This window comes from Lentzea aerocolonigenes (assembly GCF_000974445.1).
In the GTDB taxonomy this organism is placed as follows: Bacteria; Actinomycetota; Actinomycetes; order Mycobacteriales; family Pseudonocardiaceae; genus Lentzea; species Lentzea aerocolonigenes.
The window spans coordinates 127,270-141,106 of the sequence record NZ_BBOJ01000020.1 but is presented as its reverse complement, the minus strand read 5'-3'; the positions used below and the strand labels follow the sequence as shown (position 1 = coordinate 141,106).

The window sequence follows — 13,837 nt, the reverse complement described above, 5'->3', positions numbered from 1 at the left end:
ACATGGCGAAAACCCTGCATCGCCTGATCGTGTCCGTCGTGGTGTCCGCTCTCGCGAGCATCTTCTTCATCGCACCGGCCGCCAACGCCGACGTCTCGCCGATGATCGTCGGCGGCACGCGGGCGAGCACGTCGACCTACCCGTGGGTCGTGTACCTGGCCACCACCTCCGGTTCCCAGTTCTGCGGTGGAACGCTGACGAAGGCCAACAAGGTCGTCACCGCCGCGCACTGCGTGAAGGGCCGCACGCCGGCCAGCACGCGGGTCGTGCACGGACGTGACGACAAGCAGAGCACCGCGGGCACGGTCGCGAACGTGACCAAGATCTGGGTGCACCCCAGCTACACCACCGCGACCGCTGGCTACGACGTCGCCGTGCTGACGCTGGACCGCAACATCAGCTCGGCGACCCTGCCGCTCGCCACGCCGTCCGACACCGCGCTGTACACGGCGGGCAACTCGGCGCTGATCCTCGGCTGGGGCACCACGTCCTCCGGCGGTTCCGCCTCGCGGTACCTGCTCAAGGCCAACGTGCCGCTGACCTCGGACGCCACCTGCAAGACCGCGTACTCGCAGTACAGCAACACCTCCATGGTGTGCGCGGGCTACCCGCAGGGCGGCACCGACACCTGCCAGGGCGACTCCGGTGGCCCGCTGGTGTTCGGCGGCAAGCTCATCGGTGACACGTCCTGGGGCCGCGGTTGTGCCGGGGCGGGCTACCCCGGTGTGTACGGCCGCATCGCGCCTTACTACTCGGTGATCACCGCTCAGCTGTAACCGCTCACTTGCCATGCCCGCAGGATCACGCGCATCCTGCGGGCATGGCTGATCTTGAATCGATGCCAGAGGACTGGTCGAGCGCACTGGTCGTCGTCGCGCACCCCGATGACATGGAGTACGGCGGTGCGGGCGCTATCGCGCGTTGGACCGCTCAGGGCAAGAAGATCGCGTACCTGCTGGCGTGCCGTGGTGAAGCCGGCATCGACACGATGAACCCAGCGGAATGCGGCCCGTTGCGGGTCAACGAGCAGATCGCCTCCTGCGCGGCCGTCGGCGTGAACGTGGTCGAGTTCCTGGACCACCCGGACGGTCTCATCGAGTACGGCGTGCCGTTGCGGCGCGACATCGCGGCCGCGATCCGCCGGCACAAGCCGGAGGTCGTGATCACCGGCAACTTCCGCGAGACCTGGCCGGGCGGCGGGTTGAACATGGCGGACCACATCGCGGTCGGGCGCGCGACCGTCGACGCGGTGCGGGACGCGGGCAACCGGTGGATCTTCCAGGAACTGCGTCTCGAACCGTGGAACGGCGTCAAGTACGTGGCGGCGGCGTCCTCGCCGTTGGCCACTCACGCCGTGGACATCACCGACTCGTTCGACGCTTCGGTTGAATCGCTACGCGCGCACAAGGCGTATCTGGCTGCGCTGAGCGGGGACATGGCCGAGCCCGAGCCGTTCCTGCGGGGCGTGGCGGAGGCGGTGGGACAGCGGTTCGGAGGTGTTCTGGCGACCTCTTTCGAGCTGCTCCAGCTGTGACCATGTTCCCTTCGGCTGGACACGACGTGTCGGGTGTGGATGCTTCTACGCATGCCCTTTGAACAGCACTACCTGGCCGGCCTCGACCTGCGGGGCCGGCGCGTCCTCGTGGTCGGCGGAGGCACGGTCGCGCAGCGCCGCCTACCTCGCCTGATCGCGTCCGGCGCCGTCGTCGAGCTCGTGTCGCCGTCCGTCACACCCGCCGTGCAGGGCATGGTCGACGCGGGGGAGCTGACCTGGCACCAGCGGCGGTTCGAGCCGGGTGACGTCGAGGGCGCGTGGTACGTGGTGGCGTGCACGTCCAACGTCGAGGTGAACGCGCAAATCGGCGAAGAGGCGCTGTCGCACCGTGTGTTCTGCGTGCGCGCGGACATCGCCGTCGAGGGCACGGCCGTGACACCGGCCACCGGTATGCACGACGGCATGTTGATCGGTGTGCTGGCAGGCGGCGAGCACCGCCGTTCGGCCTCCGTGCGCGACGGCCTCGTGGCGGCGTTGCGCGACGGTCGCATCGCGGACCAGGCCGCACCGCCCGTCGGCGTGGCGCTGGTCGGCGGCGGCCCCGGCGACCCCGAGCTGATCACCGTGCAGGGCAAGCGTTTGCTGGCCCACGCCGACGTGGTCGTCGCCGACCGCCTGGCCCCGCGCGAGCTGCTGGAGGAACTGCCCGCGCACGTCGAGGTCGTGGACGCGGCGAAGATTCCCTACGGCCGTGCGGCAACGCAGGAGTTCATCAACCAGACGCTGATCGACCGCGCCAAGGAGGGCAAGTTCGTCGTCCGGCTGAAGGGCGGCGACCCGTACGTTTTCGGCCGCGGCTTCGAGGAGTTGCTGGCGTGTGCGGAGGCGGGTATCCCCGTGACCGTCGTGCCGGGCGTGACGTCCGCGTTCGGTGTGCCTGCATTGGCCGGTGTGCCGGTCACGCACCGAGGCGTGGCGCACGAGGTGGTCGTCGTCTCCGGACACGTCGCACCGGACGACCCGCGCTCTCTCGTGGACTGGCCAGCGATCGCACGTCTCCGTGGCACCGTCGTGCTGATGATGGCCGTCGAACGCGCTGGTGCGTTCGCCACGGCGCTGATGGAAGGCCGCCCGGGCTCGACCCCCGTCGCCGTCGTCCAGGAGGGCAGCACGGCGGCCCAGCGCGTCCTGCGCTCCACTTTGGACTCCCTGGCGGCCGACATGGAGGCACAGGCGATTCGTCCGCCGGCGATCATCGTGGTCGGCCCGGTGGCCGACATTGCTTCAGCAAATAGTTAGATAAGTTTCTTTACAAAAACCGCTCGACCGGTGGACTCTGCACTCACGCCGCCAAAGTCCACCGGTTCTTGCGGAGGCACGCATGAAACGCGCCCTGTCTTTGGCGGCAGGCATCTTGCTAGCGATGTCCGGTTTAGTGGTTTCATCCCCGGCGAACGCGGCGTCCCAACAGGTCTTCTGGACCTTCTACGGCTGGTACGACAACACGCCGCCCGGTGGTGACATCGCCTACCCGAAGATCCACGACACAGCCGGCGGCAAGGGCACCTGGTCGGACCCGATCACGTTCGCGACGTCCAGCAAGGAAGCCAAGCCGGGCACGCGCATCTACTTCCCGCGCGTGAAGAAGTACTTCATCATGGAGGACTCCTGCTCCTCCTGCGAGCAGGACTGGAACGGCAACGGCCCCAACGGCGGCCCCAAGCTGTGGCACTTCGACGCCTGGGTGGGCGGCAAGGGCGGCAACGCCATGAACGCCATCGACTGCGAAGACGCGCTGACGAACTACCACGACGACGGCAAGCCGGTGATGGAGGAGACCATCCTCAACCCGCCGTCGAACCTGGCCGTGGACCCGACGCCGATCTTCAACACGCAGACCGGCGAGTGCTACGGCGGCGCGAAGCCCAAGACCACCAACGGCGAGTACAAGAACGTCTCGACCGGCAAGTGCCTGCAGGGCGGCGCCTCCGGAACCCAGCTGACGACCGCCACGTGCAACGGCTCGGCACCGCAGCAGTTCAAGTTCCACGGCGCGTTCATGGAGCAGGGCTCGCCGCAGCTGTGCACGACGCTGTCCTCGGGCAAGGTGCTGCTGAAGAAGTGTGACGGCGGGCCGAACCAGCAGTGGTCCATCAACCCGAACAAGACGATCTCGGACATGCAGTACAACACGAAGTGCTACCGGGACGCGTCCGGGAAGGTGACGGCGGCGTCCTGTTCGGGTGACGCTGCCAAGTGGACGTTCAAGGCAGCAGCGAAGAAGTGAGCGCGTAACGGCTTGAGGCAGATCAGCCCGACCGCGGTTCGCAGTGCGACAGCGACGAACCACGGTGCCAACAGTCCGAAGTAGTCGGCTGTGAGCCCTCCCAGCAGCGCGCCGATCGGTTGAACACCCCAGGTGATCAGGGTCTGCGCGCTGCTGACGCGGCCGAGGAGCTCGGTCGGCACCGCGCGCTGCCGCAGGGTCGCCGTGGCAACGCCCCACACCGCCGTGCAGAACGAGCTCACCACAGCGAACACCGCGACCGTGAGCAGATCGTGTGCCACGGTGGCGATCCCCAGCCACATCAAGGGAATCAGCACCACGGTCACGGTCACGGTGTTCCGGTACCGGAGCAGCCGTTCCGCGAGCATCCCGCCCGCGACGCCACCACAGGCGAGCGTGGCGAGAAACGCGCCGAACCCCGCGTTCGTCAGCCCGAGCCGGTGCTGCGCGAACAACACCAGGGTCGCCATGGTCATCGCGATGCACAGGTTCGTCGTCGCGGACACCACCGTGACCGTCCTCAACGCCTTGTGCTTCACCAACCACCGCAAGCCTTCGGCAACTCTCGGCCTCACCGGCGGGGGCTCTTTCCGTTGTGTGCGCATGCATGTGACGAGCAGTGCCGCGATGGCGAACGTCAGTGCGTTGACCCAGAACGGCGCCGGCACCGCGACCGCGAACAACAACCCACCCAGCGGCGGTCCCGCGAACTGCAACGCCACCGCCTGCGACGCGAACAACCGCCCGTTCGCCCGCTCCAGCAGGTGGTTGTCCACCGTGGCCTTGATGAGCGGCTGCCCGACCGCTCGCGGCACGTTCTCCGCAGTGCCGATCAGGAACGCCATGCCGTAGAGGAACGCGATGTGTGCGCTGTGGAAGGTGGCCAGCAGAGCCATGAGCGCGCACTGGATCCACAAGGCGGTGAGGAGGAGGCGCCGGCCGTCGTACCGGTCCGCCGCCGCCCCGGCCGGGAGTGCGGCCAGCAGCCAGGGGAGTGCGCCGAAGAAGCTGACGCCGGCGATCAGCTTCGGGTCTTGGGTGAGCTGCGCGGCGAGCAGGGGGAGTGCGGCCAGGAAGATCCCGTCGCCCACCGCCGAGATCGCGCTGCCGCCCCACAACAGGTACCAGTTCCGCCCCATGCGTCATCCTAGGGGGCGCACGATGAGGCGACCTGCCACCATCAGGACATGCCGTTGCCCGAAACGCATCTGCGTCAGATCGCCCGGTGGTGTGAGCAGAAGGTCCCCGAGAGGCTCCGCTTCCGAGTCCGGGTCGAGTACAAGGTGCGTGGATCGAACGTGACGCTCCACGAGTGCCACGTGCCGATCGGTGCGACCCCGGAAACGAAGTGGTTCCGGCAACCGATGGCCCAACTGCGGTACGACGGGTCCTCGTGGCAGCTGTATTGGGCGGAGCGCCACTTCTCCGAGCACCCCGGCCGGTGGGTCGCGGTGGACTACGACCCGCGCGGCACCGCGCCCTCGCCAGGCCCGCTGCTCGACATGATCGCCGACCCCCGCGTCTCGTTCTTCGGGGAAAAGGACTGAAGATGCTCATCTGGGACGATCAGTACATGCCTGTCCCAGACACGCATCTTCGCCAGATCGTCCGCTGCTCGACGTGATCGACGATCCCGGCAGTCCGTTCTGGGGATGGCGAAAGGCCGCCTCCCCGCAGCGGGGAGGCGGCCTTCAGCCGTCGATCAGATTCAGTGCTGCGGTGCCCGGCGCGGACGGCCGGTGCGCTCGGTCCGGCCGAAACCGCGGCCGCCCTCGGAGCGCTCCGAGCGACGCGGACCGCCGCGGAACTCGCCGCCCTCGGAGCGACGGCCGGAGCCGCCGCGGTACTCGCCGCGGCCGGTGCCGGTGGCAGGAGCGCCGAAGCGACGGCCGCCGCCGCCGCCGTTGCGACGGGCCGGCTTCTCGCGTTCCACGATCGGCTCGCCGCTCGGGGTGCGGGCGCCGGTGATGCGGATCAGGTCGTCGTCGCCGGGGCGCACCTTCGTGCTCTCCGGACGGATGCCCGCGCGGGCCGCCATGCCCTGGACCGCACGGCGCTGGTCGTGCGTCACCAGCGTGACGACCGTGCCGGACTGGCCTGCGCGAGCCGTGCGGCCTGCGCGGTGCAGGTAGTCCTTCGGGTCGGCCGGCGGGTCGACGTGGACGACCAGGGACACGTCGTCGACGTGGATGCCGCGGGCCGCCACGTCCGTCGCGATCAGGACGGGCGTGGTGCCCTCGCGGAACTCGCCGAGCACCCGCGTGCGGGCGCTCTGGGCCTTGCCGCCGTGCAGCGCGCCGGCGTGGACGCCGACCGAGCGCAGCTTCTTGGCCAGGCGGTCGACGTGGTGCTTGGTGCGCACGAACATGATCGTGCGGCCCTCGCGCGCGGCCACCTCGGTCACCACGTTCTGCTTGTCCTCGGCGGACACGAACAGCAGGTGGTGATCCATCGTCGTGACGCTCGCGGTGGGCGGGGCCACCGAGTGCGTCACCGGGTCGTGCAGGTACTGGCGGACCAGCTTGTCCACGTCGCCGTCGAGCGTCGCGGAGAACAGCAGGCGCTGGCCGTCCTGCGGGGTCAGGTCGAGGATCGCGCGGACCTGGGGCATGAAGCCCATGTCCGCCATCTGGTCGGCCTCGTCCAGTGCGGTGATCTCGACCTGGGACAGGTCGCAGGTGCCCTGGCGGACGTGGTCGGACAGGCGGCCCGGCGTGGCGATCAGCAGGTCGACGCCGCGGCGCAGGTGATCGATCTGGCGCGGGAAGGACGTGCCGCCCACGACGACGCGGCACCACAGGCCCAGCGAGCGGGCGTGCGGCATCAGCGCCGTCTCCACCTGCATCGCGAGCTCGCGGGTCGGGACCAGGATCAGGCCGCGCGGCTTGTGCGGCACGGAGCGGCCGCCCGCGAGGCGGGTCAGCATGGCGAGGCCGAACGCCAGCGTCTTGCCGGAGCCGGTCTGGCCGCGGCCGAGGATGTCACGGCCCGACATCGAGTCGGGCAGGGTGGCCGCCTGGATGGGGAACGGCTCGGTGATCTCGTTGGCGGCGAGCGAACGGATCAAAGCGTCGGAGAGGCCGAGCTCGGCGAACGAGGGCAGCGGGCCTTCCGGCAGCGTGCTCTCGAAGTGCTCGGCGACGATCGGTTCCTCGACCCGCTGCTGCGGACGCGAGGAGTTGCCCTGGCGACCCGAGCGACGCCGCGGTGACCTGCGGCTTTGTGCGCGCTCGGAACGGCCTTCGGACATGGATGGCAAAACAAACCTCCGGGACATGGCACGTCTCGAGGCTGCCCCGCGCGCTACCGCGGTGCCGATCACAAGGACGGGCCCGGCGTGATGGTCACGCCGCTGATGAGTGGGTGGAAACACCGGTCAACGGCTGTCAGGCCTTCATCGGTGCACAGCACAGTCTAGCTGATCATTGAGGGTGCGCCGCGCGCCCGGCAGTGTCGTTGGACACGGCCGGACGCGCAACGTGGGTCACGCCATACCCGCCACGTCCAGCAGCGTTGCCACCAGGGAGGACGGGTCGCCGATCTCCGGCGGGAGGCCGCGCGAGGCGAACCACCCGCTGATGTTGCGGACGTCGCGGTCGAGGAACTCCGCACCGCGCGGGTTCCTGACCAGGTCGACCACCTGCGGCAGGTCGATCATGATCAGCCTGCCTTCGTGGACCATGAGGTTGTACGCGGACAGGTCGCCGTGGGTGAGGCCCGCCTCCGCGAGCGTCATCAACGTGCTCACCAGCTGTCGCCACAGGTCGAGCAGTTCGTCCTCGTCCGGACGGGTCTGCGCGAGCCGCGGTGCCGCGTTGCCCTCGTCGTCACCGATGAACTCCAGCAGCAGTTCGGTGCCGCTGCGCTGCACCGGGTACGGCACGGGTGCGCCGATCTGCCACAGCCCGGAGAGCGCGGCGAACTCCGCGACCGCCCACTGCTCCGCGATCAGGTTGCGCCCGAACGCGGTGCGGTTCGCGATGGCCCGCGTCTCGCGGGACTTCTTCATCCGGCGACCTTCCAGATATCCCGCGTCGCGGTGGAACATCCGGTGGTCGTTGCTGCGGTAGCGCTTGGCGGCGAGCAGGCACGCCTTCTCGCCCATCGCTCGTTCCAGCAGGAAGACGTCCGCTTCCTTGCCGGTCTTCACGATGCCCAGTTCGCGGTCGACCGCGGCGAGTTCGGTGATGAGCCAGTCCGGATGCGGTTCGGGGCCCTGCTCGGCGTCGCCCCACGTGGACCAGCGATCGCCGTCCTCGGGGGTGTCCGCCGTGCTGAGCTGGTCCTCGCGCAGCCGGGCGACTCGCAGCTTCTCTGCTTCTGTCATTCGGCCGCGACGCGTCGGTTCCGCGTCGTCGGCGGTGCGCTTGGCGCGCTTTCCCTTGCGCCGCATGGTGTCGGCGTCGTCAAAGGATGATTCGAAACGCTCGAAAAGATCGTGCTCGCGCACGGTGGGGTCTCCCAAAAGATGAAGGTGACCGCCCCACTGGCGCTCTGCGATCAAACGGTGCTGATCAGGCGCGAAGGGCGGCTGGACGGGTCGCGCGGGCGATGCCACGTCCAAAGACAGGCTCTGACATCACGCACCTCCTCGATCCAGCTCCGATGTCACGCTTCGAGGCAGAAGACTGCCGTGCGGCCCCCACCGGCCGCAACCGAATTAATCGGTGATCAGGTCCGCGGTCTTCTCACCCGTCGGCACGATCTTGAGCCCGGCCTTCTGCGCAAGCTTGACCAGGCCTTTCAGGTCGGCCGGCTCCGTCTTGGCGCTCGCGATGGCGCGGGCCAGCAGACCCTTGTGCGCCTTGTTGAAGTGGCTGACGACCTTGCCCTCGCTGGTGACCACCCGCACGACGACGGCGTGCGGGACCTTCGCGAGGCTCGAGTACGCGCCGGAACGCAGGTCGACGACGAACTCGTCGGCGTCCTTCAGGACCGGTTCCAGCACCGGCTTCCACAACGTGCGCAGGCTGCCGTGGGACGGGAGCGTGCTGCCGCCCGACAGCCGGTACGCGGGCACCGGATCGCCGCCGCGAATCGCCCCGAACAGCGCCGACGCGACCGCCAGCCGCTCGAAAGCGCGCTCTTTCTCGGCCTTCTTCAGCGACGGGAAGTCAAGGTTGTCGTAGAGCACGCCGGTGTAGCGCAGCAGCGCGGGTGTCGTCTCGGACGTGCGCAGTGCCGCGTTGCGGTGCACCTCGTCGACCTGGCGCTCGGAGATCTCCAGCGCCTTCAGGCTCGCCGGGACGTCCTTCGCGAGGTCGGCCAGCGCGGACACCAGCTTGTCGCGCACCGGGTTCAGCTCGGGGAACGACAGCGCGTCGAGATCGAGCGGCGCGCCCTCGCCGCCGATCGCCTTGGTCTCCGACGGGGGAAGCAGCACCAGCACGGTTGGAAAGGGTAGGGCAACGCGCGAAAACCGCTGGACCTGCGTGGTGCTCTGGAAGGCGTGGACGCACTGGACCGCCTGTACGACTCGCTGGACGCACGCCTGCGCCCGGAGGACGTGGTCGCCCTCGTACTGGAGGCGCTGCCGTCGCTGAGGCGCCGGGAGCGTGCGGTGCTGCGCGACGTGGCGGAGCACGCGCGGCGTTGGTACGGCTTCTCCGGGATGAGCGTCGACTACGCCCGCCCGGTCGGTGCCGCGCCTCAGATCGCCGCCACCAGGTTCATGTTCGGAGTGGACGGCGGCGCGGTCGACGCCAACGACCCGATCTCGGTGCTGGAGTTCGCGGCGCTCGTCGGCTCTGAGATCAACTGGGACCCCGCGCGCACCGACTTCCTCACCGACCGGTTGAACCGTGAGGACCGTGCCGCCGCGGGCATCGAACTGTCGAAGCGCAAGTACAACCGGCGCTTCCGCATGCTGCGCCGGCTCACCGCGAAGGCCGCACGGCTGGAGCGCGCGCGGAAGATGCGCGGCCTGAGGATGCTGGCGGCGGCTGGCTTCGTCGGCGCGATCGACCGCGACCGGTTCCGCGCCGACCCGGACGCGGCCTGCTTCATCGCCTACTTCACGGCACGGCGCAAGCTGCGCCGCGAGTTCTCCCTGGCGGGCCGGGAGAACCCGTTCGACCAGGTCGCGGAGGTGTTGTTCGCGCGCTGCGAAGCCGGTGACGAGACCGACTGGGAGATGATCGCGCTGGCCTGCCCGACCTGGCAGGTGCTGCGCCGGTTGCGGGCCGAGCAGCTCGGCGAGCTGCTCGGCCGGTGGTCGGCGGCGACCAGGTCGGTGGCGGAACTGCTGGCTTCGGAGTGGCGGTCGTCCGAGATCGACAAGGCGACCATGATCGTCCGCCGCGGCGTGGACTCGTCCAGCTGGAACGCTCTGGCCGGCGCCTACAACGCCGCGCGCACGGGCTGGATCGCCTGCCTGCACGCGTCCGGGCTGACGTCGCTGGTCGAGGACGCGTGGCCGGGCAAGGTGATGCGCGTGATGGCCGCCGACCTCGCCGCCTGGCACCAGACGTCCGGAGGCGGCCTGCACCCGGACACCTCGGTGTGGTCGCGCCTGCCGCTGCCGTGGGAGGTGCTCGACGGCACGGCCGCCTGCTCGCGTGCCGACGTGGAAGCCGCCTGCCGCGAGCACCGCGTCGACCCCGAGCGTTCCGGATGGACAGCACCGCGAGCGCACACGGCGATCGCGCGCTTCCGGCCGACCCCGGAGCTCGTGCACGGCGTCGCGGTGTCCGACCCGTTGTGGGCCATGGCGTTGCGTCGCGCGCGGGTGTTCAGCGGCAAGCCGTTGAACACCGGGGTATTCGGTGGACAGGACGCGCTCGACTGAGCAGGCTGTACCGGCGTTCGGCTGTAGTTCAGCGGTAGAACACCCGGCTCTGGGACCGGGCGGACGCCGGTTCGAGCCCGGCCGGCCGAACGCGTGGAACGCGTAGCTCAGTGGTGGAGCGCCCGGCTCTTACCCGGGAGGACGCCGGTTCGAGCCCGGTCGTGTTCTCACGGTGCCTGCAACGTCAGGTAAGCCAGGCCGAGCGTGCCGCGCCAGCCGCGCAGGCGGAAGGTGCGGTGCGTGTCGGCCTTCGCGCGGATCTCCTCGGCGTGCGGGGAGTCCGGGTTCTCACGAAGCCAGCGTTCCCACGCGAGCCCGTGCCCGTTCTCGAACACGTCCCACTCGTCGAGGCCCGCCTGCTCCACCGCGAGCAGTCGGTACCCGTGAGCGTGCGCGAGGTCGACCAGGTCGGCCAGCGAGCCGTACTGTTCGCGCGGGATCGGCATCGCGGCGAGCTGCGCTTCAGTCGGCTCGCGCTCCCAGAAACCCTCGCCCAGCAACAGCTTCCCGCCCGCGCGCAACAGCCCTTTCGCCGCTGTGAGCGCGTTCGCCGTGTGCTGCAACGGATCTCCGCCCCACACCTGGCTGGCACCGTTGACGATCACGGCGTCGACTGGCCGATCGGACTGCCACTGAGCGACGTCGGCCACCTCGAGGCTGACGCGGGCCGCAAGGCCTCGTTTCTCGGCGTTGGCCCGCGCGTGGGCGATGGCCGCCTCGTCCAGGTCGACGCCCGTGCCGGTGGCGGTGGGCGCGGTTTCCAGCACTCGCAGCAGGAACTCCGCCCAGCCGCAGCCGACGTCGAGCACGTGCGCGCCGTCGAGCGGGAGCAGGCCGCGGATCAGGCGCGCGGCCCGTTCCTCGGACAGCGGTCCGTGGAAGGTAAGGTCCTCGTGCAGCGGTGCGATCTCTGGTGTCGTCATCGCCCGCAGGATGGCGTTGATCGCCTGGTCCGGCAACGCGTTATTCAGTTGTTGAGGTCATCACCTCCCCGTAGCTTCAGTTGGCGTGGAACTCGTGTGGCGTCCGCTCACGACAGCGGACATTCCTGCGGTTGCCGCGCTGTACAACGCGGCCGAGGCGGTCGACGACACCGGCGAGCTGCTGTCCGAAGAGGACTTCGCCGAGTCGTTCGCCGAGGCGGACCTGCCCAGGGGATCACTGGCCGTGCTCGTGCACGACGAGCTCGCGGCGTACGGCCTCGTCGTGCTGCGGGACAACCCGGCAGGCACGCACCGCGTCCGCCTGGACGGCGCGGTGCACCCGAAGTTCCGCCGCAACGGCATCGGCCGCGAGCTGCTGGCTCGCCTGGTCGCCTCGTCCCGAGAACTGCACACCGAGCGCCACCCGGCGATGCCGCTCACCGTGAGCACCATGGTCGAGAGCCGCTCGGCAGGGCACGTGGCACTGGCCGAGGAAGCAGGGTTCACCGCACAACGCCACTTCTACGAGCTGGAGGTGGCACTGGGCGAGTCACTCGCCCAGGTCCCGATCCCGCCCGGCTACGAGATCGTGCCGTTCTCCCCGGACCGCGACGAAGAGGTCCGCCAGGTGACCAACACGACCTTCGCCGAGCACTGGGGGTCGGTCGAGCGCAGCCCCGAGGAATGGGCGTCGTCGTTCACCAACAGCAAGAGGTTCGTGAAGGAGACCTCCTTCCTGGCGCTCGCACAGGGCGCCGTGGTCGGTTTCGTGCTCGCGCGGCACTACCCGGTCGTCGAGGAGACGACCGGCGTCCGCGAGCTGTGGATCGGAGACGTCGGCACCCTCGCCGAGCACCGCGGGCGCGGGGTCGCCTCCGCCCTGCTGAGCTGGACGCTGGCTCAGGGCAGGGAGCAGGGGTACCAGCGGGCCGGGCTGTCCGTGGACACGGCCAACTCGACCGGTGCGCTCGGTGTGTACGAGCGTGCCGGGTTCGGGGTGGCGCGGACGTGGATCGACTTCGGGTTGCCGGTCTCGTTGGGGTAGCGGGGTTTTCGGCTGGTCTTCGCAGTGGTCGGCGGTGTGTGCTGGTCTCCTTGCGTAGTCGGGAGGCGCGTCTCTGGGACTCCGATGTGCCTGTCTGATCGGCGGGGTGTCGGGTGGAGGTCGGCGGTGACGGCAGCGTTCGAGTGCGTCCGGTCGTCCGTGGACGCTGCCGACTTCGGAGTGCAGGTCGTGTTGGGGTAGCGGGTTTTCGTTGGGGCTCACCGTGGTCGCCAGGGTGCCTCGGTGCTGGCCCGCGCCTCCTCACGCCAGCGGAGGACACGGGACCGCGCCGCACCCGTCTGACCCGGCTTGACGCGTGCGGTCGGTGGTGCGGGAGCACGCTGCAGTCGGGCTGGGTGGTTCGGCCTTCAGCAGGTCGTGCGGCGGCCAGCAGGGGTGCCTCGGTGCCGACCCACGCCTCCTCACGCCAGCGGAGGACGCGGGATCGCGCCGCACCCGTCTGATCCGGTTCGACGGGTGTGGTCGGTGGTGCGGGACCGCGCTGCACCTGTCTGGCTCGGCTTGATGCGTGTGGTCGGTGGTGCGGGAGCACGCTGCAGTCGGGCTGGGTGGTTCGGCCTTCAGCAGGTCGTGCGGCGGCCAGCAGGGGTGCCTCGGTGCCGAGCCCGTGCCTCACGCCAAAGGCGGACACGGGGGCGGCACGGCAGTGCACCGTCTGATCGGCGGGGCATCGGGGGAAGGCGGTGACGGCACTGTTCTCGGACATCGCCAACTCGACCCATGCGCTCGGCGTGCACGAGCGCACAGCGGTAGAGGTGGCACTGACCCGGCTCGACTCGGGTCGCCGACGAGCCGAGGTAGTCAGGTCTTCACCAGGCTCCGCGGCGGCCAGCAGGGTGTCTCGGGCCCGCGCCTCCCCACGCCAGAGGAGGACGCGGACACCGCCGAGCACCCGGCTGACCGGTGAGTGGCGGGGAGGCTAGAGCTCCTCGCCCGCCTGGCCGACGCAGAACTCGTTGCCCTCCGGGTCGGCGAGCACCGACCACACCAGGCCGGGGATGCTGTGCACCGCGACCTCCGTGGCGCCGAGGCCCACCAGCCTGGCCACCTCGGCCTTGCGGTCGGGCACGTGCGAGTCGAAGTGCACTCTGTTCTTGCCCGGCGTGGGGTCCGGTACCTGCTGGATGCCCAGGGCGGGACCGTGTTCGGTGTTCGGCGCGAGGACGATGAACTCGCCCCAGTCGTTCTGGACGGTGGTGTTCAGGGCGGCCGTCCAGAACTCAGCCAGCTTGCGGGCGTCGCCGGTGTCGATGGTGATCATTTCGATGGTCAGGGACAT

13 protein-coding genes and 2 tRNA genes are annotated in these 13,837 nt (G+C 69.6%); 9 read left to right on the top strand and 6 right to left on the bottom strand.

The window, feature by feature from the left end; genetic code table 11:
- The first annotated feature begins 2 nt into the window (after nt 1-2).
- The 4 genes from AOM45_RS34825 to AOM45_RS34810 all read left to right on the top strand — a co-directional run bounded on the left by AOM45_RS34825 (nt 3) and on the right by AOM45_RS34810 (nt 3,782).
- The gene (locus AOM45_RS34825) at nt 3-776 is read left to right on the top strand and encodes a S1 family peptidase (RefSeq protein ID WP_030472853.1); all 774 of its coding nucleotides are present in this window, start codon (nt 3-5) and stop codon (nt 774-776) included.
- A 44-nt stretch (nt 777-820) separates the two neighbouring features.
- Nucleotides 821-1,534: a PIG-L deacetylase family protein gene (locus AOM45_RS34820; protein ID WP_030472854.1), complete on the top strand. Its 714-nt coding sequence runs from the start codon at nt 821-823 to the stop codon at nt 1,532-1,534.
- 51 nt (nt 1,535-1,585) lie between these two features.
- Nucleotides 1,586-2,794 carry a uroporphyrinogen-III C-methyltransferase gene (gene cobA, locus AOM45_RS34815; RefSeq protein WP_030472855.1) on the top strand — a complete coding sequence of 403 codons (1,209 nt, stop codon included), beginning with the start codon at nt 1,586-1,588 and terminating at the stop codon, nt 2,792-2,794.
- Nucleotides 2,795-2,918: 124 nt separating this feature from the next.
- Nucleotides 2,919-3,782, top strand: a complete 864-nt coding sequence (locus AOM45_RS34810; protein WP_156094367.1) for a ricin-type beta-trefoil lectin domain protein — start codon at nt 2,919-2,921, stop codon at nt 3,780-3,782.
- Here AOM45_RS34810 and AOM45_RS34805 read toward each other — a convergent pair.
- A complete protein-coding gene (locus tag AOM45_RS34805) occupies nt 3,695-4,921 on the bottom strand; it encodes an MFS transporter (protein WP_051784620.1) in 1,227 nt (408 codons plus the stop codon). The two genes, AOM45_RS34810 and AOM45_RS34805, sit on opposite strands and share 88 nt — an antisense overlap.
- A 48-nt stretch (nt 4,922-4,969) precedes the next feature.
- On the opposite strand from AOM45_RS34805, the gene AOM45_RS34800 reads away from it, so the two are divergent.
- Nucleotides 4,970-5,329 carry a DUF3024 domain-containing protein gene (locus AOM45_RS34800; protein ID WP_051784621.1) on the top strand — a complete coding sequence of 120 codons (360 nt, stop codon included), beginning with the start codon at nt 4,970-4,972 and terminating at the stop codon, nt 5,327-5,329.
- 161 nt (nt 5,330-5,490) lie between these two features.
- On the opposite strand, the gene AOM45_RS34795 is transcribed toward AOM45_RS34800, so the two are convergent.
- The 3 genes from AOM45_RS34795 to yaaA all read right to left on the bottom strand — a co-directional run bounded on the left by AOM45_RS34795 (nt 5,491) and on the right by yaaA (nt 9,171).
- A complete protein-coding gene (locus AOM45_RS34795) occupies nt 5,491-7,032 on the bottom strand; it encodes a DEAD/DEAH box helicase (RefSeq protein WP_081902713.1) in 1,542 nt (513 codons plus the stop codon).
- 234 nt (nt 7,033-7,266) lie between these two features.
- Nucleotides 7,267-8,232 carry a serine protein kinase RIO gene (locus AOM45_RS34790; protein ID WP_030472860.1) on the bottom strand — a complete coding sequence of 322 codons (966 nt, stop codon included), beginning with the start codon at nt 8,230-8,232 and terminating at the stop codon, nt 7,267-7,269.
- Between the two features lie 210 nt (nt 8,233-8,442).
- Nucleotides 8,443-9,171, bottom strand: a complete 729-nt coding sequence (gene yaaA / locus AOM45_RS34785) for a peroxide stress protein YaaA (protein ID WP_030472861.1) — start codon at nt 9,169-9,171, stop codon at nt 8,443-8,445.
- A 60-nt stretch (nt 9,172-9,231) separates the two neighbouring features.
- Here yaaA and AOM45_RS34780 point away from each other — a divergent pair, with 60 nt between their 5' ends.
- From AOM45_RS34780 to AOM45_RS34770, 3 genes are all read left to right on the top strand, one after another.
- Nucleotides 9,232-10,569, top strand: coding sequence for a hypothetical protein (locus AOM45_RS34780; RefSeq protein ID WP_051784622.1), 1,338 nt, complete (start codon nt 9,232-9,234; stop codon nt 10,567-10,569).
- A gap of 17 nt (nt 10,570-10,586) precedes the next feature.
- Nucleotides 10,587-10,659 (top strand) — tRNA-Gln (locus AOM45_RS34775).
- A gap of 6 nt (nt 10,660-10,665) precedes the next feature.
- Nucleotides 10,666-10,737: transfer RNA gene (locus tag AOM45_RS34770), tRNA-Lys, on the top strand.
- On the opposite strand, the gene AOM45_RS34765 is transcribed toward AOM45_RS34770, so the two are convergent.
- Entirely contained in the window at nt 10,737-11,492 is a 756-nt protein-coding gene (locus tag AOM45_RS34765; protein ID WP_030472863.1) for an SAM-dependent methyltransferase, read from the bottom strand. The genes AOM45_RS34770 and AOM45_RS34765 overlap by 1 nt on opposite strands.
- Nucleotides 11,493-11,577: 85 nt before the next feature.
- Here AOM45_RS34765 and AOM45_RS34760 point away from each other — a divergent pair, with 85 nt between their 5' ends.
- Entirely contained in the window at nt 11,578-12,537 is a 960-nt protein-coding gene (locus AOM45_RS34760) for a GNAT family N-acetyltransferase (protein ID WP_051784623.1), read from the top strand.
- A 940-nt stretch (nt 12,538-13,477) separates the two neighbouring features.
- On the opposite strand, the gene AOM45_RS34755 is transcribed toward AOM45_RS34760, so the two are convergent.
- Nucleotides 13,478-13,837: a VOC family protein gene (locus AOM45_RS34755; protein WP_030472865.1), complete on the bottom strand. Its 360-nt coding sequence runs from the start codon at nt 13,835-13,837 to the stop codon at nt 13,478-13,480.

Bases quoted from the DNA above. Each gene is read 5' to 3' on its own strand.
- AOM45_RS34825 (WP_030472853.1), top strand. From the start codon at position 3: ATGGCGAAAACCCTGCATCGCCTGATCGTGTCCGTCGTGGTGTCCGCT.
- AOM45_RS34820 (WP_030472854.1), top strand. From the start codon at position 821: ATGGCTGATCTTGAATCGATGCCAGAGGACTGGTCGAGCGCACTGGTC.
- cobA (WP_030472855.1), top strand. From the start codon at position 1,586: ATGCCCTTTGAACAGCACTACCTGGCCGGCCTCGACCTGCGGGGCCGG.
- AOM45_RS34810 (WP_156094367.1), top strand. From the start codon at position 2,919: ATGTCCGGTTTAGTGGTTTCATCCCCGGCGAACGCGGCGTCCCAACAG.
- AOM45_RS34805 (WP_051784620.1), bottom strand. From the start codon at position 4,921: ATGGGGCGGAACTGGTACCTGTTGTGGGGCGGCAGCGCGATCTCGGCG.
- AOM45_RS34800 (WP_051784621.1), top strand. From the start codon at position 4,970: ATGCCGTTGCCCGAAACGCATCTGCGTCAGATCGCCCGGTGGTGTGAG.
- AOM45_RS34795 (WP_081902713.1), bottom strand. From the start codon at position 7,032: ATGTCCGAAGGCCGTTCCGAGCGCGCACAAAGCCGCAGGTCACCGCGG.
- AOM45_RS34765 (WP_030472863.1), bottom strand. From the start codon at position 11,492: ATGACGACACCAGAGATCGCACCGCTGCACGAGGACCTTACCTTCCAC.
- AOM45_RS34755 (WP_030472865.1), bottom strand. From the start codon at position 13,837: ATGTCCCTGACCATCGAAATGATCACCATCGACACCGGCGACGCCCGC.